Below are 19694 nucleotides of genomic sequence, written 5' to 3' on the forward strand. Positions count from 1 at the left end.
AGTTTCTGTCGGTCATCTGCGCACTTGATCCCGTTATGCCGCGACAGAAAGTGCAAGATCGCGGGGGTGGGTGACGGCTTCCAGGGTGGTTTTCGGGGCGTTCAGCTGGGTTGCCAGACGGGTGGCCAGGTTGAGGCGGACCGGGCCGGACTCGCAGTCGACGACCACGCACGGGGCGTTCGTCGCCGCCAGCACCTTCGCGGCTGCTGCCGCGCGGTCGAGCGGACGTTGACCCGCGGTGGCTCTGCCGTCGGTGACGATGAGGACCAGGGGGCGGCGCTTCGGGTCGCGCAGGCGCTCCACCCGCAGCAGATCGGCGGCGGCGAGCAGGCCCTCGGCCAACGGCGTACGCCCACCGGTCGGCAACTCGGCCAGCCGGGTCGAGGCGGCCAGCACCGACGACGTCGCCGGCAGCAGAGTCCGGGCGCCGGCACCTCGGAACGCGATCACCGCGACCTTGTCCCGCCGCTGGTACGCGTCGGTGAGCAGGGCGAGCACCGCGTCCTTGACGGCGCCCATCCGCTGCCGGGCGCCCATCGAGCCGCTCGCGTCCACCACGAACAGCACCAGGTTGCCCTCGCGTCCCTCGCGAACGGCCTCGCGCACGTCGTCCGGGCGCAGTCGCAGCGGACCGCCGCGCCGACCCCGGACCGCCTGGTGCGGCGCGGCGGCGCGGATCGTGGCCGGCAGGTGCAGCGCGCCGACACGGCCCGTCGGCACCCGGGCGCCTGTGGTACGCCCCCGTCCGGTGCGGGCCCGCGACCGCCGGCCCGGCACCCCGTCACCCACGCCGGGCGCGGTGAGCACCCGCGCCTTCAACCCACCCCGGGGTACGGCCACCGGCTGAGACTTCCCGCCGCTCCGGGTCGGATCGTCGTCACCGACCGCCGACTCCCGGCCACCGCGCGGGCGCGCGTTCGCGCCGCCCCGGTCGCCCGTCTGGCGCTGCGGCCACCCGTCGTCGTCGCCCCGGTCGCCCGTCTGGCGCTGCGGCCGCCCGTCGTCGTCGCCCCGCTGACGCTGCGGCCAGCCGTCGTCGCCCCGGTCGCCCGTCTGGTGCTGCGGCCAGCCGTCGGCACCGTCCGGGCCGTCGGTGCGCCCGTCCGGGCCACTGCCGTCCCGCGCCGCCGAAGGCCCGGCCGACCCGGGTCCACCCTGGTCGCCGCCGTCACCGCCCGGCGCGCCGCCGCCACTCGGGCCGCCCCCGTTCGGGCCGCCATCGCCGGCCGGGCCACCGCCGCCCTGCGGGCCGCCACCGTCCGGGCCGCGGTCGTCGGGGCCGTCGTCGTCCGGGTCGTCGGGGTGGGCGTCCTGGGCACGCTGCAACGCCTCGTCGAGACGCTTCTCGTCCAGGCCGGGGGTGTCGAACGGGTCGCGGCGGCGGCGGTGCGGCAGGGCCAGCCGGGCGGCCACCCGGACGTCGTCGATGCCGACCCGGTCCCGGCCGTGCCAGGCGGCGTGGGCGAGAGCGGTACGGGCGGTGACGATGTCGGCGCGCATACCGTCCACGTCGAACGCGGCGCACACCTCGGCGATCTGCCGCAGCGCGGCGTCCGGCAGGCGTACCCCGGGAAGCCGGCGGCGGGCGGCGGCCACCTGGCCGGCGATCTCCGCGTCGGCGTCGGCCCACCGGGCGGCGAACCCGGCAGGGTCGGCGTCGGCGGCGAGCCGACGGCGGACCACCTCGACCCGGACCTCCGGGTCCCGGCTGGCGCCCACCTCGACGGTGAGCCCGAACCGGTCGAGCAGCTGCGGACGCAGCTCCCCCTCCTCCGGGTTCATGGTGCCCACCAGCAGGAACCGGGCCGCGTGGCTGACCGAGACGCCCTCCCGCTCGACGTGGCTGCGGCCCATCGCCGCCGCGTCGAGCAGCAGGTCGACGAGGTGGTCGTGCAACAGGTTGACCTCGTCGACGTAGAGGACGCCCCGGTGCGCGGCGGCGAGCAGACCCGGTTCGAAGGCGCGGACGCCCTCGCCGAGGGCCTTCTCCAGGTCCAGTGAGCCGACCACCCGGTCCTCGGCGGCACCGACCGGCAGCTCCACGAGACGGGCCGGACGGGTCTCGGCAGCGACGTCGGCCCGGTGGGGGCCGTCCGGGCAGCCCGGGTCCGGCTCGGCCGGGTCACAGCCGAAGCGGCAGCCGGCGACCCGGCGGACCGGGGGCAGCAGCGCGGCGAGTGCCCGCACGGCTGTGGACTTGGCGGTCCCCTTCTCACCCCGGACCAGCACGCCGCCGATCGCCGGGGACACCGCGTTGAGCAGCAGCGCCAACCGCATGTCGGCCATGCCGAGCACCGCACTGAACGGATAAGTCACGGTCACTGGACCTTCTTTCGTTCGCGACTGCGGGGCTCGCAAAACCGGCTCACTCCTCGCGCTCACACCCGGTCCTCCAGGTCGCCCTCGCTGGCCAGGTACGTGTCGCGCAGCCGGTCCAGGGTGGCCGGCTCGGGTTTGGCCCACAGCCCCCGGTCGGCGGCCTCCAACAGCCGCTCGGTGATGCCCCGCAGCGCCCACGGGTTGGACTGCTCCAGGAACTCGCGGGTGGTGTCGTCGAACAGGTACGCGGCGGCCAGGTGCTCGTACATCCAGTCGTCCACCACCCCGGCGGTGGCGTCGTAGCCGAACAGGTAGTCCACGGTGGCGGCCAGCTCGAACGCGCCCTTGTAGCCGTGCCGGCGCATCGCGGCGATCCACTTCGGGTTGACCACCCGGGCCCGGAACACCCGCCGGGTCTCCTCGCCCAGGGTGCGGGTACGGACGTCGTGTGGCATCGCCGAGTCACCCACGTACGCCTGCGGCGACGTGCCGGTGAGGTGGCGGACCATCGCCACCATCCCGCCGTGGTACTGGAAGTAGTCGTCGGAGTCGACGATGTCGTGCTCGCGGGTGTCCTGGTTCTTCACCGCCACCGCGATCCGGGCGAACGAGCGTTCCATGTCGGCGCGCGCCTCCCGCCCGTCCAGGCCCCGGCCGTACGCGTAGCCGCCCCACACCGCGTACACCTCGGCCAGGTCGGCGTCGCTGCGCCAGGTCCGGGCGTCGATCAGGGGCAGCAGACCCGCGCCGTACGCCCCGGGCTTGGAACCGAAGATCCGGGCGGTGGCCCGCCGCTCGTCGCCGTGCTCGGCGAGGTCCGCGGCGACGTGCGCCCGCAGGTAGTTCTCCTCGTCCGGCTCGTCCAGGGCGGCGACCCGCCGGACGGCGTCGTCGAGCAGCGCCACCACGTGCGGAAACGCGTCGCGGAAGAAACCGGAGATCCGCACGGTCACGTCGACGCGGGGTCGACCCAGCTCGGCGGTCGGCACCACCTCGATGCCGGTGACCCGCCGGGACCGCTCGTCCCAGACCGGTCGGCAGCCCAGCAGCGCGAGCACCTCGGCGATGTCGTCGCCCTGGGTGCGCATGGCGCTGGTGCCCCACACGGTCAACCCCACCGAGCGGGGGTACGCCCCGGTGTCGGCGAGGTGCCGGGCCAGCAGCGAGTCGGCGAGGGCCACCCCGACGTCCCAGGCGTTGCGGCTGGGGATGGCCTTGGGGTCGACGGAGTAGAAGTTGCGCCCGGTGGGCAGCACGTTGACCAGACCCCGGGTGGGTGAGCCGGACGGGCCGGGCGGCACGAACCGTCCGTCGAGCGCGCCGAGGGTGTTGGTCAGCTCGTCGGTGGTGCGGTCCAGTCGGGGCACCAGCTCGGTGGCGGCGAAGTGCAGCACGGCGGCGACGTCCGGGATCGACTGGCCGGACACCTCCGCGACGACGGCGTCCACGGCCCCGGCGTCCCAGGCCAGCGTCTCCATCCCGACGACCAACCGCCGGGCGAGCGCCTCGATCAGGTCGATCGCGTCGGCGGCGGTGCCGGCCGGCCCGTCCACCACGTCGGTCAAGGCCGTGGGCACCGTCAGTCGTTCTCCCGGTGCCGCCAGCAGCTCCTGCTCGTCGAGGGAGTACGCGACGGCGAGCGCCTGCCGCAGGCCGGGCAGGGCGTGGGCGCCGCCCCAGATCTGCGGGGCGCGCAGCACCGCGAGGACCAGGTTGACCCGGGGCTCACCGGTGGGCGCGTCGGCGAGGATGTGCAGCCCGTCGCGGATCTGCACGTCCTTGACCTCGCAGAGGTACCCGTCGAGGTGCAGCACGAACTCGTCGAAGTCGTCCGCGTCGGGCATCGCCTCGGCGTGCAGGTCGTGGTGCAGCTCGGCGGCGCGGACGAGGTCCCAGATCTGCGCCCGCACGGTGGGCACCTTCGCCGGGTCGAGGGCCTGCACGGTGGCGTACTCGTCGAGCAGTTGCTCCAGTTTGGCCAGGTCGCCGTAGGTCTCGGCGCGGGCCATCGGCGGCACCAGGTGGTCGATCACCACGGCGTGCGCGCGGCGCTTGGCCTGGGTGCCCTCGCCCGGGTCGTTGACGATGAACGGGTAGACCAGCGGCAGGTCACCGAGGACCGCGTCGGGGGCGCAGTCGGCGGCCAGGCCGAGGCCCTTGCCGGGCAGCCACTCCAGGGTGCCGTGCTTGCCCAGGTGCACCACGGCGTCCGCGCCGAAGCCGCCGTCCGCGACGGGCGCTGTCAACCAGCGGTACGCGGCCAGGTAGTGGTGACTCGGCGGCAGGTCCGGGTCGTGGTAGATGGCGATCGGGTTCTCCCCGAAGCCGCGCGGCGGCTGGATCAGCAGCACCACGTTGCCGAAGCGCAGCCCGGCGAGGACGATGTCCCCGTTCTCGGTGTAGAGCTGGCCGGGCGGCTCACCCCAGTGCTCCCGCATCCGCTCGCGCAGCTCGGCCGGGACCTGGTCGAACCACCGCCGGTACGTCGGCCCCGGTATCCGGGCCTCGGCGGCGGCCAACTGCTCCGGGGTGAGCCACTCCACGTCGTGTCCACCGGCGGCGATCAGCGCGTGGATCAGCGCGTCGCCGTCGTCGGGCGGCGGCGCGTCACCCAGGTCGTAGCCGGCCTCGGCCAGCGCGGCGAACAGCCGGACCGCCGAGACCGGGGTGTCCAACCCGACGGCGTTACCGACCCGGGAGTGCTTGGTGGGGTACGAGCTGAGCACCACGGCGACCCGCTTGTCGGCGGCGGGCACGTACCGCAGTCGGGCGTGGCGTACGGCGATCCCGGCCACCCGGGCGGCCCGGTCGGCGTCGGCGGCGTAGACCGACAGCCCGTCGGCGTCGATCTGCTTGAACGAGAACGGCACGCTGACGATCCGGCCGTCGAACTCGGGGATGGCCACCTGCATGGCCGCGTCCAACGGGGACAGACCGGCGTCGCTGCCGGCCCACTGCTCGCGGGTGCTGGTCAGGCACAGCGCCTGGATGATCGGCACGTCCAGGGCGGCCAGGGCGCCGACGTCCCAGGCGTCCTCGTCGCCGCCACCGGAGGCGTCCGCAGCGACCGCGCCACCGGCCGCGAGCACAGTGACCAGCAGCGCGTCGCAGCGGGCGAACAGCCCGAGCGGGCCCGCGCCCGTGGTCAGCCCCCGCAGCGAGCCGCAGAAGATCGGCAGCGGGTTGCCGCCGGCTCGTTGGACCGCGTCGGCGAGGACGTCGACGAAGTCGGTGTTGCCGGCGAGGGCGTGCGCCCGGTAGAAGACGATCCCCACGGTGGGCCGTCGCGGGTCGGTCGGGTGCTCGCCGTGCACGCCGTACGCCGGGGTCGGCGCGGGTGGGGCGAACCCCTCGCCGGTGAGCAGCACGGTGTCGGAGAGGAACCGGGCCAACTGCGCCAGGTTGTCCGGCCCGCCCTCGACCAGGTACGCCAGCGCCTGGGTGACAACCCCGGACGGCACTGTGGAGATGGCCATCAGCTCCGCGTCGGGCAGCGCCTCGCCGCCGAGCACCACCGTCGGCACACCCGTGGCGAGCACCGCGGCGAGGCCGTCCGGCCACGCCTGTCGACCGCCGAGCAGGCGTACGACGACGAGGGCGACCCCGTCGAGCAGGGCGGGCACCTCGTCGGCGGCGACCCGCGCGGGGTTGGCGAGCCGGTAGTCGGCGCCGCTGGCGCGGGCGGCCAGCAGGTCGGTGTCGGCGGTGGAGAGCAGCAGGATGCGCACGGCAGGCTCCGGAGAGTGACGCCCCGGCCGCCACGGAGGCGGCCTGGACGAAGCGGGTGGGTACGGCGTCAGCCGGTACGACGGCCCGGGTGGACGACACGCCGACGCGGACGTCGGGGCCGGTCAGCGCCGGGCGCTCGGCTCAGCGGTACCGAAAGCCAACGGCCTGGCGTACGCCGCGGCGGCCGGCCCGAGACGTGCCGGCGCGGCCGGCCGTGGGCGCGGCGCAGCGCCCGCGATGCGGGTTATGACGATGATCGTCGATGAATGAGACGCTGTGCGTCATCGGGTCCTCCTCGGGTGTCCACGCCCTGGGGCACATCCCGACGGCCGAAGTATCCTGGCTTCCGGATCGACGCTCTCCCCCAGCCTTCCAGCCGCAGACACACGGCCGTGACTCACGAGGGGGGATCGCTCCCCGGTGACAGTGGCGGGACCGCGTCGGAATCGCACCGACTTCCTTCACTGCCGTCAGGCCGCGAATGCTGCCACACCGCCGCGCCGCCGGTCAACGCCGACCCCGGCGTCGTCCGGCCACGCTCACCACATTGACCTGCGGAAATATCGGCGCGCGGGGGTCGCCTGACGCACCAGACGGCAAGCTGATGGGCCGGTGGCGGAGGGCGCCCGCAGAGGGGGTCGAGAACGGGTGCGACTCCCCCTGGAGCTGATGCCGTAGACGACTCGGCACCGACGCGCTCCGCCGTGCATTACTCGTGCTCGAAGCGGCGTGGCCGCCGGGCCAGCGACAGCCAGCCGAGGAAACGGGCGTGCATGTTGGCCAGGTCGGGGCGTCCGCCGAGGCTGTACAAGTCGTGGATCGCCTCGTTCACGCAGGACGTCAGGTAGAGGGCCAGCGCCAGCGAGTGGCCGTAGAACTCGGCGGCGAGATCGAGTTGGGCACGGGAGCACGGCCACGGGGCGGCGCAGTTGCGGCACAACCAGGCGGGGCGCATGGGCAGGTGTGGGCGGGACCGAGAACTCACACCACGACCCTGCGCACCGCAACCGCCGCCATCCATCACAGTGGGCGATTTTTCGGCGGATAACTTTCTTCCGCCCTCCGGATGTCCTTTCGGTGCGGCCATCCGACGAATGGATAGGCTGACCCTCAGCCCTTGAGCAGGAAGGGGGAGCCATTCGTGAGCGTCCGGACGACTACCGCGCTTAGCATCTCCGACCTGCTGTGGGACAGCACCGACATGCTCGATGCCTTGGCTGCTCGCGATGTCGCTCAGGTGTTCCGGCTCGTCCAGCGGGCCACCCACGCCAGCCAAACCACAGTCGGTGTCGCCACCGGTCTCAGCCAGGCGCAGGTCAGCGAGATCACCAGTGGTGCCCGCCGGGTCAGTAGCATCGATGTTCTCACCCGCATCTGCACCGGCTTGTCCATGCCACGCCATGCCCGCATGACGCTCCTCCTCGGCGAACGCGAGCCGGCCCTGGACCTCGCCGGTCTACAGGCCGACGAGGCTGCGCGGGACCGGTGCGCTGATGTCACCGCGATCTATTCCAGCCGGTCAGATTTCGTGGCGGAGATGCCGCCGCACGTCCTCTTCGACCGTGCCACGGACATCCGGGCGTCCGGCCTGTCACTCAACCTCATCTGTCAGCAGTACGCCGACAACCGTCTTCTGAAGCTCCTCGCCGCCGGCACCCGCCTCCGTTGCCTGTTCCTCGACCCGGCCGGCCAGGCGATCAGACGACAGGAGCGTGAGGACGACTATCCGGACGGACACCTGAGCGCGCTCACCGAACTCAACATTCAGAACCTGGCCCGCCGCATTCGCGACCGACTCCCCGCAGGTGCCCGAGACCACCTCACCATCGGCGTCTACGACGAGTCCATCCGCGCCAACGTGCTCTTGGTCGACGACCGACTCTGCGTTGTTCAGCACTACCTACCGAAGATGCGGGGCGTCGACTGTCCGACGATGGTCATCGAGCGCAGCGCGCGCCCCTCCGGCCTCTACCCGATATTCGACGAGATGTTCACCTCACTCTGGGATCGCAGCCGCCAGCTATGACCGACCACGCCCGCCTCCTGCCCCTCGCACAGCAGGCCGTCGACCTGGCGCACGACCTGATGCGGACACTCCAGCCCGGTGCGCTGACCTTCAAGGGTGACCGCGACATGGCTTCCGAGGTGGACTACGCCATCGAACGGCAGGTCCGCGCGCATCTGGCCGCCAAGGCGCCCGACATCGGGTTCCTCGGCGAGGAGTACGGCAGCAGCGGCGACGCCAGCGCACTGACCTGGGCACTCGATCCCGTCGACGGCACGGTCAACTTCGTCCACGGGTCACCCCTGTGCGCGATCTCCCTCGGCCTCCTGCACGGCGCGGACGCCGTCCTCGGCGTCATCGACCTGCCGTTCCTCGGCACCCGCTACCACGCCGCCAAGGGACACGGGGCCTACGCCAGCAACCGCCGCATCCACGCCAGCCGGGTCGCCGACCTCACGGACGCCGTCGTCGCCATCGGCGACTACGCGGTCGGCGCCGGGGCCAGCCGGAAGAACGCCGAACGACTCGCCATCACCGAGCAGCTCACCCGGCACGTCCAACGGATCCGCATGCACGGGTCCGCCGCGATCGACCTCGCCTGGTTGGCACACGGCCGGATCGACGCGTTCATCATGCTCAACAACAAGCCCTGGGACACCGTCGCGGGCGTCGCGATCGCCCGAGAGGCGGGCGCCCTGGTCGTCGATGTCGACGGCACGCCCCACAGCGCGCGCGCTGTCGCCACGATCGGCGGCAACGAGCTGCTCCTACCATCCGTCCTCACGCTCGTCCAGCGATCACTCGAACGTGCTGCGGTCGGCTAGCACCGCGACGGTAGTTGGGCACCTGCACCCGCGCCCACCGGTACTCGCGCGGTAAAGACTGCGACATCACGCTCTGGCGTACTGACCCGCGGTGGTCACGCCGAGGTGGTGGACCGCCGCGTCGGTGCTGGCGGCGGCCGCCGGCAGCAGCGGAAGCCGTACTCTCGGGTTCGGGATGCGGCCCTGCGCGTGCAGCACCCCCTTGATCACGGCGGGGTTGGGCTCGGCCAACAGGGCGGCGGCACGGGACGACCCGGTTCACAGCAGGTAGTCGGGTTCCACCCGCCGCGACCCGGTTACCTAGGATCGACGATCACTGGACCAACGTCCGCGATCAATTCCGGGGGTCGATCACCATCGTCGCCATGCGATTTCACAGGCTCGCCGGCCGGGTCTGGCTCTGCCCGGGCGACCCGGACCCGGACGCGGTCCAGGCCGGCGTCGCAGTCGTCGCCGACGAGCGCGGCAGTGTGCTGATCGACGCCGGGCAGAGCCCCGCGCACGCCCGCGAGATCCAGGCCGCGCTGACGGCCGCCGGGCTACCCCAGCCCCGCTGGCTCGTCTACACCCACCACCACTGGGACCACGTCTGGGGCGCCTGCGCCTGGCCGGGAGTCGAGATCGTCGGACACGAGGCGGCCGTGCCGCTGCTGCGCGCCGAGGCCGCCCGACCGTGGAGTCACCACTACCTGGACGAGCAGGTACGCCACAACCCCCGCCTCGGCCCGAGCTTCCGGGCTCGGGCACGCGCCGTGGACTCCTGGGCGGACTTCGCCGTCCTGCCGCCCACCCGGGTCTTCGCCGACGTGGACGAGCTGCCGGTCGGGGTCGAGCTACGTCACGTCGGCGGCGGGCACGCACCGGACTCGACAGTCGTGCTGGTGCCCGACTCGGGCGTCATGCTGCTGGGCGACTGCTTCTACCCACCGCCGGCGCACCTGCGCCAACCCGAGGACGGCCTCGACCTGGCCATGGTCCGGCGACTGCTCGACGAGGACTACGAGTGGTACGTGTCCAGCCACGCCGAGCCGATGACGCGTGAGCAGGCCCGCTCAGCCATCGCGACCGCCTGAGCGGACGAGCCTGAGCCGGGGACGCACCTCAGCGGGCGTGGCGTTCCGGGTGGGCGCGGCTCCACACCCGCATCCGTTCCGGATAGCCGGTGCGGCCCGCCTCGTACAGCGGCACCGCGTGCTTGCGGGCGATGGACCCCGCCGCCCGTGGTGTGCCGGTGCGGCGCCGGATCCACTCCCCGTCGTGGGCGATCGCCACCACCGTGGTGTCCGTCGCGGTGGTCTCCGGCTCCAGGTAGAACTCCACCCCGCGCCGGCTCGTGACGAACGCCTCCAGCGCGGCGAGGTCGTCCCGGGTCGCCTCCCGGTCCAGCTTCGTCGGGGTCGCCTCGGCACCCCGTGACCGGCGACTGAACCAGCTCATGCCCCACCCCTTCCCTCGACGCCCCTCCAGTGCAGCACCGAATCCTGGCAATACGCTGCACGCCGGGTGGGAGACAGCTGACCCGACGAGGGTTGGAACCCGCCGAGCGTGGGCGGTGTCATGAGTGTGATCCCGAACGGAGGTTCCCCTGGACGACGAGGCGCTCGTCACCCGCGCTCGCGCAGGTGACCTGGAGGCGTACGACCTGCTGGTCGCTCGGCACACCGCGTCCGCGTACCGGACGGCGGTGCTGCTCGGCGCGGGCTCGGACTCCGAGGACGTCACCCAGGAGGCGTTTGTGAAGGCGTACCGCAAGTTGTCCCGTTATCGGGGCGAGTCGTCCTTCCGGTCCTGGTTGCTCGCGATCGTCGCCAACGAGACCCGCAACCTGCACCGGTCGCGCGGCCGGCGCGACGGACTCGTCCTGCGCGCCGCGGCGGCGGACCCGGCGTCGGAGATCGCCGAGGACGACGCGGTGGGTGCGGTCCTCGCCGGGGAGCGCCGCGCCGCGCTGGTGCGGGCCCTACGGCAACTTCCGGTACGCGACCGTGAGGTGATCGTCTGCCGGTTCTTCCTCGACCTCAGCGAGGAGGAGACGGTGGCGACGCTGGGCTGGCCCCGGGGCACGGTGAAGTCGCGCACGTCCCGGGCCCTGGCGAAGCTTCGCGGCCTCCTCGACCGGGAGGAGGTCCGGCATGGGTGACCTCGAACGGGAACTGCGTGACCTGTCCACCTGGCTGGAGACGCCCGAGCCGCCCGACGTGCGCGCCCAGGTCCGCGAACGGCTCCACCGGCCGGCGTTGCGGTGGCGTCCGCTCGCCGCGGCGGCGCTGGCCGCCGTACTGGTGGCGGTGTTGCCGCCGACCCGTGCCGCCGTCGCCGACGTGGTGTCCGGGCTGCTGCGCTTCGCCGGCGTCAGCATCGCCGTCTCGCCCGACCAGACGGCGCCGAGCGGCGTCGCGTCGCCGCTGCCCGGGCAGCGGGTCGCCGGTCTGGACGAGGCACGACGAGCGGTACGGTTCCCGATCCGCCTGCCGGCGAAGCTGGGGCCGCCCGAGCGGGTGGTCGTCGCCGACCCCGACCCCACGGGCACCTGCCGGGTGGCGACGTTGCTCTACGACGGTGGCGCGCTGCGCGTCGACGCGTTCGACGGTCGTCTCAACCTGTCCTTCCACAAGGAGGTCATCCCGCCGGGAGCGGAGTGGGTCGAGGTCAACGGCGACTTCGCGGTGTGGGTCGACGGCCCGCACGTGCTGTCGTACGTAGACCGGGCGGGCACGGTCCACAAGGAGAGCGCCCGGCTGGCCGCCTCGACCCTGATCTGGCAGGACGCCGACGTGAGCTACCGGCTCGAGGGCGCCCGCACCCAGGCCGAGGCGATCGAGATCGCCCGTTCGCTGCGCTAGGAACCGGACGGGCGCGACAGGTGTCCTGAAGATACGAGTCGCCGACGCGGTACGGAGGGATCGAGATGAGTTCATGGGGCAGGTCGCTGCTGGCGGCATCCGTGGTGCTGCTGGCGGGTTGCACGACCACGGCCAGCGGCGGGTCGGCGGCACCGTCCGCCACCATCGCCACCACCGCGGCGAGCGCGGCAGGCGCCACGGGCGCGGCGAGCGCCGCGACGGGCTGCCATTCGCGGATCGAGACGACGTCGCTGCCCGACTGGGCGGACGCCGGGTTCCACGGGGGCAGCCAGGTCCCGCACGTCTTCGGCAAGACTGGCGACATCCTGGCGGTGTTGTTCGCCCAACCGCTGCGCCAGGTCCGCGAGGACGGGTCGAACAACAAGATCCTGTGGGTGGCCCGCGCCTCCACGACCTCACCCGACCCGACCGCGCCGTCGACCCTGGTGATCACCGCGACGCTGGACGGCACCGCCACCCGGGTGACCCGAGAGGTCGCCGGCGGTCCGGGCCCGTCGATCATCGACATGCCGCAGGCCGGGTGCTGGCATCTCGACCTGCGCTGGTCCGGGCACACCGACACGATGGACCTGGTCTACGCCCCCTGAGCTACGTACCGTGGCGGCCATGGTGACTCTGCTCGACGATCTCACGCCGCTGTACGTGGCGGCGGACATCCACGGCCACCGGTCGGAGTTCCGGGAGTCGCTCCGCGAGGCCGGGCTCGTCGACCACACCGGCCACTGGGCCGGGGGTGGCGCGCGGTTGTGGCTGCTCGGCGACTACGTCGACCGCGGCCCGGACGGTGTCGGTGTCATCGACGACATCCGGCGGCTCGCCGACTCCGCACGGGCGGCGGGCGGCCACGTCGGGGTGCTGTTGGGCAACCACGAGGCGCAGTTGCTCGCCGCGTACCGGTTCGGCACCACGCCCGTTGCCGGGTGGGACGAGCCCGGCGGGTTTCGGGGCGGCTGGGCCCGGTTCGGCGGACGGGAGGAGGACCTGCGCCGGCTGACGCCCCGGCATGTCGAGTGGATGACGCGGCTGCCCGCGGTCGCGGTCGTCGACGGGTTCCTGCTCGTGCACTCCGACACCGCCCGCTACCTGGAGATGGGGCGAAGCGTGGACACCGTGAACGCGGCGGTCGGCATGGCTCTCGCCTCCGGCGACCCCACGGCCTGGCTGGAGTTCTGTGGCCGGATGAGCGACCGGGGTGCCTTTCGCGACGCGGTGCTGGCGAACCCCGACGACCGGGTGTCGACGATGCTACGCACGCTCGGGGGCACCGTGCTCGTCCACGGCCACAGCACCCTCACCAAGCACTTCGGTGTGGCGCCGCAGGACGTCGCGGCCGCGCTGCGGTACGCCGACGACAGAGTCATCGCCATCGACGGCGGCGTCTACGAGGGCGGCCGGATCCTGCTCACCCGACTCCGCTGACCCTGGCTAGGCTTCCCGACGTGCTCGACGACGCGCGGACGGCGGCCCGCGACAACGCCGAATGGTGCGACATCGTCTGCGCCAGCCACGGGCTGGCCGGCCGTACCGACGCCGACGCCTGGTCGGTCCCCCACCGCTCGCCACAGTGGTACCCGGACGCGGTCACCAGGCGGCCGGGCGTCGACGCCGTGGCCCTGCTGGACCGGATCGACGCGGGGCCCGGCGCGTCGGTGAAGGACAGCTTCGCCGACCTCGACCTGTCCGGATACGGGTTCCGGGTGCTCTTCGACGCGCAGTGGATCCTTCGGCAACCGGCGGCGCCACCGGCCGACGCCGTACCCCTCACCCCGGTCGTCACCACCGACGACCTGGCGGCCTGGGCGGCGGCCCACGGCGGTGGGAAGCTGTTCCGCCCCGCGCTCCTGGCCGACCCACGGGTACGGGTGCTCGCCCGCCACGACGACACGGGTGCGGTCACCGGCGGAGCGGTGCTCAGCGGCGGCGGCCCGTACGGCGTCTCCAACCTGTTCTCCCGCACCGAGCGCCCCCGCGACATCTGGCGCGCGGTGTGCGCCACCGTGCCCGACGCGGCGCTTGTCGGCTACGAAACCACGGCGGACCTGGCCCCCGCCCTGGAAACCGGCTTCACCCCCACCGGTCCGCTGCGCGTCTGGCTCCGCGCCTAGGGCTCCGCGCCGGCACCGCCCTTGGCGCCGCGTGCGGACGGCTATGCTGGACGGCATCGGCACCGATCCGGCCATCACCGGGGAGCCTCCGGAAGAACGGGCAGCTCGCTGCCTCACTAGACCCGGACGGAGCGGCACGTCACGTCGCGAAATCAAGCGGCGCCCGCACGGTCGGGGCGCAAGCGGGGTGGTACCGCGGAGTCCTGGCCAGACGCCAGACACTTCGTCCCCGTGTGGGCAGTGAGCTGATGCCCGCGCGAGCGGATGTGGAGTGTAGGGAGAGCGTCGGTGCCGGACGGTCCGTCGAAGTCGCCATTCGTGCCACTGCCCACCAAGATCGACCTTGGTGGGATGGACCGTGCCGTCATCGAGTGGTGGCAGACCAACAACGTGTTCGACAGGAGTCTGGAACAGACCGCCGACGGTCCGCCGTGGCTGTTCTACGAGGGGCCGCCGACCGCCAACGGCACGCCGGGCACCCACCACATCGAGGCCAGGGTCTTCAAGGACCTCTTCCCCCGGTACCGCACGATGCGGGGCTTCTCGGTGCCACGCCGCGCCGGATGGGACTGCCACGGCCTGCCGGTCGAGCTGGCGGTGGAGAAGGAGCTGGGGCTCGGCGGCAAGCCCGACATCGAGAAGATGGGCATCGCCGAGTTCAACGCCAGCTGCCGTACCTCGGTGCTGCGGCACGTCGACGAGTTCGTCCAGCTCAGCCAGCGGATGGGTTACTGGATCGACCTGGAGCACCCGTACCAGACGATGTCACCGGAGTACGTGGACAGCGTCTGGTGGTCACTGAAGCAGATCCACGACGGCGGGCGCCTGGTGGAGGACTTCCGGGTCGCGCCGTACTGCACCCGCGACGGCACGACCCTGTCCGACCACGAGGTGGCGCAGGGCTACGAGACCGTCACCGACCCGTCCGTGTACGTGCGGTTCCCGGTCCACGGGGACGTGGCCGGGCACAGCGGTGTCGAGCTGCTGATCTGGACCACCACCCCGTGGACCCTGGTGTCCAACACCGCCGTGGCCGTCCACCCCACGGTGACGTACGCCCTCGCCCGCACCGAGCGGGGCACGTTCGTCGTCGCCGAACCGCTGGCCCGTCGGGTGCTCGGAGACGAGGCGGAGATCCTGGCGACCGTACCGGGGTCGGCCCTGGAGGGGGTGCGCTACGAGCGGCCGTTCGACCTGGTGGACATCCCGGACGCGCACCGGGTGGTCCTCGCCGACTACGTCACGACCGAGGACGGCACCGGCCTGGTGCACCAGGCGCCGGCCTTCGGCGCGGACGACCTCGCCGTCTGCCGCGCGTACGGGTTGCCGCTGGTCAACCCGGTCGCACCGAACGGGCGGTTCCACGAGGGCATCGACCTGGTCGGAGGGGTGTTCTTCAAGGACGCCGACGCGTTGCTCATCGACCGCCTCCGGACCTCCGGCCGGTTGTTCCGGCACGAGCCGTTCGCGCACCCGTACCCGCACTGCTGGCGGTGCCACACCCCGCTGATGTACTACGCCCAGCCGTCCTGGTACATCCGGACCACCGAGGTACGCGACGAGCTGACCCGGGAGAACGAGAACACCAACTGGTTCCCGGAGCACATCAAACACGGCCGGTACGGCGACTGGCTGAAGAACAACATCGACTGGGCGGTGTCCCGCTCCCGGTACTGGGGCACCCCGCTGCCGCTGTGGCGCTGCCCGGACAACCACGTGACAGCCGTCGGTTCCCGTGCGGAGCTCGGAGAGCTGGCCGGCGCCGACCTGTCCGAGTTGGATCCGCACCGCCCGTACGTCGACGAGGTCACCTTCGCCTGCCCGGACTGCGGTCGCGACGCCGTCCGGGTGCCCGAGGTGATCGACGCCTGGTACGACTCCGGGGCGATGCCGTTCGCGTCGCTGGGCTACCCCCACGTGCCGGGCAGCAGGGAGATCTTCGAGCGCACCTACCCGGCCCAGTACATCTGCGAGGCGATCGACCAGACGCGGGGGTGGTTCTACACGCTGATGGCGGTGGGCACCCTGGTCTTCGACAGGTCACCGTACGAGAACGTCGTCTGCCTCGGGCACATCCTGGCCGAGGACGGCCGCAAGATGAGCAAGCACCTGGGCAACATCCTGTTGCCGATCCCGTTGATGGACACGCACGGCGCCGACGCGGTGCGCTGGTTCATGGCCTGCTCCGGCTCACCGTGGTCGCCGCGCCGGATCGGGCCCGGTCCCCTCGACGAGATCGTCCGCAAGGTGTTGATGACGTACTGGAACACCGCGGCGTTCTTCTCCCTCTACGCGGCGAACTCGACGTGGGCGCCGCAGGTGGCGCAGCCGGTCGCCGAACGGCAGGTGCTGGACCGGTGGATCGTCGGTGAGGTCCACGCCCTCGCCGCCGCCGTCGACGAACGACTCCAGAACTACGACACGGCCCGCGCCGGCCGACTGCTCGCCGACTTCGTCGACGACCTGTCGAACTGGTACGTGCGGCGCTCGCGGCAGCGTTTCTGGGAGGGCGACCCGGACGCCCTCAGCACCCTGTACGAGTGCCTCGACATCCTCACCCGGCTCCTCGCGCCGTTCATTCCCTTCCTCACCGAGGAGGTGTGGCAGCAGGTGATCAGGCGTGGCGCCGGGTCGGCCCCGGAGTCGGTGCACCTGGCGACCTGGCCCACGCCCGACACCACGCTGATCAGCGCCGAGTTGTCGGCCCAGGTGGCCACGGCGCGGGCGTTGGCCGAGGCGGGCCGGTCCGCGCGTAAGGCGAGCAACCTGCGGATCCGGCAGCCGTTGAGCCGCGCGCTCGTGGGACTACCGGCCGGCACGGTGCTCCCGCAGGCGTTGCTCGACGACATCGGCGACGAGTTGAACGTCAAGATCCTCCAGCCGCTCGACTCCCAGAGCGGGGTCATCGACGTGCGGGTCAAGGCGAACTTCCGGACCCTGGGCCGCCGGTTCGGCAACCGCACCCAGCACGTCGCGAAGGCCGTCGCCGCCGTGGCCCCACGGGAGCTGGTCGACGGTGTCCGGGCGAACGGGACCTTCCCGCTGACGGTGGACGGCGCCCAGGTCGAGGTGGGCCCGGACGACATCCTGGTCACGGAGGTGCCGCGGAGCGGCTGGGTGGTGGAGTCCCAGCGCGGAGTGACGATCGCGCTGGACACCGCGATCACCCCCGAACTGGCGGCCGAGGGCGTCGCACGCGACGTCGTCCGCATCGTCCAGCAGGCCCGCCGCGACGCCGACTTCGAGGTCGCCGACCGGATCACCGTGTCGATCGCCGCGCCCGCCGAGGTGGCGGCGGCGATCTCCGCGCACCAGTTGCTCATCGCGCACGAGACCCTCGCGCTCACGCTGACGGTGCTGGACGCGTTGTCGGAGGGTTTCTCCGGCACCGTGGGCGACGGTCAGGAGATCGTGGTGCACGTCGTGCGGGCCTGAACGGCGCCGGGGTGGACGATCACCGCAGCCGGGTCAGGTCCTGCGGGGTCAGGCGTAGGGCCGCCGCGGCCACGTTCTGCGCCAGGTGGTCCGGGTTCGCGGTGCCGGGGATGGCGAGCACGTGCGGGCCCTGGTGCAGCGTCCAGGCCAGGCGTACCTGCTGCGGGGTGACGCCGTGGGCGCGGGCGACGGCCTCGACGGCCTCGCTCTGCGCGGCGCCCGCGCCCGCCTCCCGACCGGTGCCGGCCAGCGCGAAGAACGGCACGAAGGCGATGCCCCGCTCCCCGCAGAGCCGCACGAACGCGTCCTGCTCCCGGTAGGCGTCCACCCCGTAGTTGTTCTGCACGCAGACCACCGGCGCGATGGCGGCCACCTCGTCCAGGTGCTCGGGCCGGGCGTTGGAGAGCCCGAGGTGTCGGATCAGCCCGGCGGCCCGCAACTCGGCCAGCGCGCCGAACCGGTCGGCGAGCGGCACCGCGCCCGGCCCCCGGCCGAGGCGCAGGTTCACCACGTCGAGCTGGTCGCGGCCGAGCCGGCGGAGGTTCTCCTCGACCTGCGCGCGCAACTGCGCCGGGGTGAGCGCCTCGGTGAAGCCCGCCTCCGGGTCGTACCCGAAGCCGACCTTCGTGACGATCACCAGATCGTCCGGGTACGGGGCGAGCGCCGCGCGGATCAACTCGGTGGCGTAGCGGGCCGGCCCGGTGCCGACCCGCAGGACGCCGCCGGGCGAGACGTAGAACGCGGCCGTGTCGATGTGGTCGACGCCCAGCTCCACGGCGCGGCGCAGCAGGGCGAGGGCCCGGTCGCGGTCGGGGTTCGCGGTGATCCGCATGGAGCCGAAGCCCATCCGGCGCACGGTGCGGTCGCCAAGGGTCCAGGTGCCCGCCGCGGCGGCGGTGATCTCGTCAGTTGGCATTCGGCGACCCTAGCCAGGGCGGGTACGCGGCGCAGTCGGCCGCGCACCCGATACCGCCCGACGGCGAACTGGGTTAGTTTTTGTGGGCTGACGGAGCGGTTTCCGCGGGGTGCGGCGGGCGCAGCACCCGCACCAACAGCAGGGTCGGCAGCAGCAACAGCGGCACCACAAGCAGCGCGCGCAGGGTGCCGACCCCGTCGCCGAGCAGCCCCAGCAGCGGTGGCCCACCCAGGAACGCGGTGTAGCCGATCACCGCGACCACGCTCACCCGCACCGCCGCGTGCGCCTCCTCGTCGGCGGCCGCGCTCATCCCGACCGGGAAGCCCAACGACGCGCCGAGGCCCCACAGTGCGACGCCGACGATGGCCAGCGGCCCGGAGCCCGCCAACACGGCCAGGCCCGCGCCGACCACGGCGAGCCCGATGGTGCCGCTGAGCACCGGCACCCGACCCCAGCGGTCCAGGGCGACAGTTCCCGCGGTACGCCCGATGGTCATGCCCACGACGAAGACACCGAAGACCGCCGCGCCGGCGGCCTCGCTCAGGTCCCGACCGTCGACGAACGCGACGGCCAGCCAGTCGTTGGCGGCACCCTCGGTGAACGCCGCCACCAGCACGAACAGCCCGATCAGCAGGGTGCGCGGCTCCCGCCAGGCGGCGAGCTGCGCCCGACGGCGGGCCGCCGGGGTCGCGTTCGCCGGGTCGCCGGTGTGATCGACGACGACGGGCAGGAACGTCCGGGCGGCGAGCGCGGTGCCGGTCAACACGACCACCGCGACCGCGACGAGGTGCGCGCCGACCGGCACGTCGAACCGGGCAGCCGCGGCGCCGAGCCCCGCTCCGGCCACCGAACCGAGGCTCCACCCCGCGTGGAAGCGGGGCATGATCGTTCGACCCAGTCGTCGCTCCACCGACGCGCCCTCGACGTTCATCGCCACGTCGCAGGCGCCGGAGCCGTAGCCGAGGGCGACCAACCCCAGGGCCACGATGGCGAACGACCCGGTCATCGTCGCGCCCAGCCCCGCCACGCTCAGGCCGATCGCGACAATCACGGTGGCCATCGTGACGGTGCGGGCCGCGCCGAACCGCTGGGCGAGCAGGCCGGAGGTGGGCATGGCGAGCAGCGCGCCGACACTCATCGCCAGCAGCAGCAGCCCGAGCCGACCGGCGGAGAGGTCCAACGCGTCGCGGACCGCCGGAACCCGGGAGAACCAGCTACCGACGGCCAGCCCGTTGAGGGTGAAGGTGACAGCGACGCCGTTGCGGGCCAGCAGCACGGCGCGCGACGGCGGTGGTGCGGTGTCCGGGGCAACGGGTCGACTGGTGGGGGCGCTCACGGGGCAGGTCCTCTTCCTCGGGGTGGTCTCCTGGCACGATCGCACACCTGAGAGCGCTACCACCACAACCGGCAACCGCCCCTTACCGGCGACGCACAGGCCAGGGCATGATGTGAAACAGGCGTTTGTCCGACCGGACGGGCCGGCTCGGGGAGGCGACG

The 19694-nt window shown here is 72.7% G+C and carries 16 protein-coding genes and 1 riboswitch; of the genes, 9 read left to right on the forward strand and 7 right to left on the reverse strand.

Annotated elements, in window-relative coordinates:
* Window positions 1-33: 33 nt before the first annotated feature.
* From ACPXBU_RS19550 to ACPXBU_RS19560, 3 genes are all read right to left on the reverse strand, one after another.
* Complete coding sequence (locus tag ACPXBU_RS19550; RefSeq protein WP_425759070.1) at window positions 34-2382, reverse strand: VWA domain-containing protein; 2349 nt, start codon at window positions 2380-2382, stop codon at window positions 34-36.
* The gene (gene cobN, locus ACPXBU_RS19555) at window positions 2379-6047 is read right to left on the reverse strand and encodes a cobaltochelatase subunit CobN (RefSeq protein ID WP_425759071.1); all 3669 of its coding nucleotides are present in this window, start codon (window positions 6045-6047) and stop codon (window positions 2379-2381) included. Before cobN ends, ACPXBU_RS19550 begins: the two co-directional genes overlap by 4 nt.
* Before the next feature lie 311 nt (window positions 6048-6358).
* Window positions 6359-6535: riboswitch (cobalamin riboswitch) on the reverse strand.
* 222 nt (window positions 6536-6757) lie between these two features.
* Window positions 6758-7033 (reverse strand): hypothetical protein, encoded by a 276-nt coding sequence (locus ACPXBU_RS19560; protein WP_425759073.1) that lies wholly within the window; start codon window positions 7031-7033, stop codon window positions 6758-6760.
* 156 nt (window positions 7034-7189) lie between these two features.
* On the opposite strand from ACPXBU_RS19560, the gene ACPXBU_RS19565 reads away from it, so the two are divergent.
* Both ACPXBU_RS19565 and ACPXBU_RS19570 read left to right on the forward strand, forming a co-directional pair.
* A complete protein-coding gene (locus tag ACPXBU_RS19565; protein WP_425759074.1) occupies window positions 7190-8074 on the forward strand; it encodes a DUF5919 domain-containing protein in 885 nt (294 codons plus the stop codon).
* On the forward strand, window positions 8071-8877 hold the full coding sequence (locus tag ACPXBU_RS19570; protein ID WP_425759075.1) for an inositol monophosphatase family protein: 807 nt from the start codon (window positions 8071-8073) through the stop codon (window positions 8875-8877). The genes ACPXBU_RS19565 and ACPXBU_RS19570 overlap by 4 nt, the downstream gene beginning before the upstream one ends.
* A 66-nt stretch (window positions 8878-8943) precedes the next feature.
* Here the strand turns inward: ACPXBU_RS19570 and ACPXBU_RS19575 are convergent, their stop codons facing one another.
* Window positions 8944-9108 (reverse strand): hypothetical protein, encoded by a 165-nt coding sequence (locus ACPXBU_RS19575; RefSeq protein ID WP_425759076.1) that lies wholly within the window; start codon window positions 9106-9108, stop codon window positions 8944-8946.
* 134 nt (window positions 9109-9242) lie between these two features.
* On the opposite strand from ACPXBU_RS19575, the gene ACPXBU_RS19580 reads away from it, so the two are divergent.
* Window positions 9243-9950, forward strand: a complete 708-nt coding sequence (locus ACPXBU_RS19580) for an MBL fold metallo-hydrolase (RefSeq protein ID WP_425759077.1) — start codon at window positions 9243-9245, stop codon at window positions 9948-9950.
* Between the two features lie 28 nt (window positions 9951-9978).
* On the opposite strand, the gene ACPXBU_RS19585 is transcribed toward ACPXBU_RS19580, so the two are convergent.
* A complete protein-coding gene (locus ACPXBU_RS19585; protein WP_393370840.1) occupies window positions 9979-10314 on the reverse strand; it encodes a hypothetical protein in 336 nt (111 codons plus the stop codon).
* 247 nt (window positions 10315-10561) lie between these two features.
* On the opposite strand from ACPXBU_RS19585, the gene ACPXBU_RS19590 reads away from it, so the two are divergent.
* The 6 genes from ACPXBU_RS19590 to ileS all read left to right on the forward strand — a co-directional run bounded on the left by ACPXBU_RS19590 (window position 10562) and on the right by ileS (window position 17281).
* Window positions 10562-11017, forward strand: coding sequence for an RNA polymerase sigma factor (locus ACPXBU_RS19590; protein ID WP_393370843.1), 456 nt, complete (start codon window positions 10562-10564; stop codon window positions 11015-11017).
* Window positions 11010-11720 (forward strand): hypothetical protein, encoded by a 711-nt coding sequence (locus ACPXBU_RS19595; RefSeq protein WP_425759078.1) that lies wholly within the window; start codon window positions 11010-11012, stop codon window positions 11718-11720. The genes ACPXBU_RS19590 and ACPXBU_RS19595 overlap by 8 nt, the downstream gene beginning before the upstream one ends.
* 65 nt (window positions 11721-11785) lie before the next feature.
* Window positions 11786-12328: a hypothetical protein gene (locus ACPXBU_RS19600; protein ID WP_425759079.1), complete on the forward strand. Its 543-nt coding sequence runs from the start codon at window positions 11786-11788 to the stop codon at window positions 12326-12328.
* A gap of 19 nt (window positions 12329-12347) precedes the next feature.
* Window positions 12348-13160, forward strand: coding sequence for a metallophosphoesterase (locus tag ACPXBU_RS19605; protein WP_393370850.1), 813 nt, complete (start codon window positions 12348-12350; stop codon window positions 13158-13160).
* 20 nt (window positions 13161-13180) lie between these two features.
* Window positions 13181-13846, forward strand: a complete 666-nt coding sequence (locus ACPXBU_RS19610) for a hypothetical protein (RefSeq protein ID WP_393370853.1) — start codon at window positions 13181-13183, stop codon at window positions 13844-13846.
* A gap of 288 nt (window positions 13847-14134) precedes the next feature.
* Window positions 14135-17281, forward strand: coding sequence for an isoleucine--tRNA ligase (gene ileS, locus ACPXBU_RS19615; RefSeq protein ID WP_425759080.1), 3147 nt, complete (start codon window positions 14135-14137; stop codon window positions 17279-17281).
* Between the two features lie 19 nt (window positions 17282-17300).
* Here ileS and ACPXBU_RS19620 read toward each other — a convergent pair whose 3' ends face one another.
* Window positions 17301-18197, reverse strand: a complete 897-nt coding sequence (locus ACPXBU_RS19620; protein WP_425759081.1) for an aldo/keto reductase — start codon at window positions 18195-18197, stop codon at window positions 17301-17303.
* Window positions 18198-18270: 73 nt separating this feature from the next.
* Window positions 18271-19533 carry an MFS transporter gene (locus tag ACPXBU_RS19625; RefSeq protein WP_393370861.1) on the reverse strand — a complete coding sequence of 421 codons (1263 nt, stop codon included), beginning with the start codon at window positions 19531-19533 and terminating at the stop codon, window positions 18271-18273.
* Between the last annotated feature and the right edge of the window lie 161 nt (window positions 19534-19694).

This window comes from Micromonospora sp. DT231 (genome assembly GCF_049847025.1).
GTDB lineage: Bacteria > Actinomycetota > Actinomycetes > Mycobacteriales > Micromonosporaceae > Micromonospora.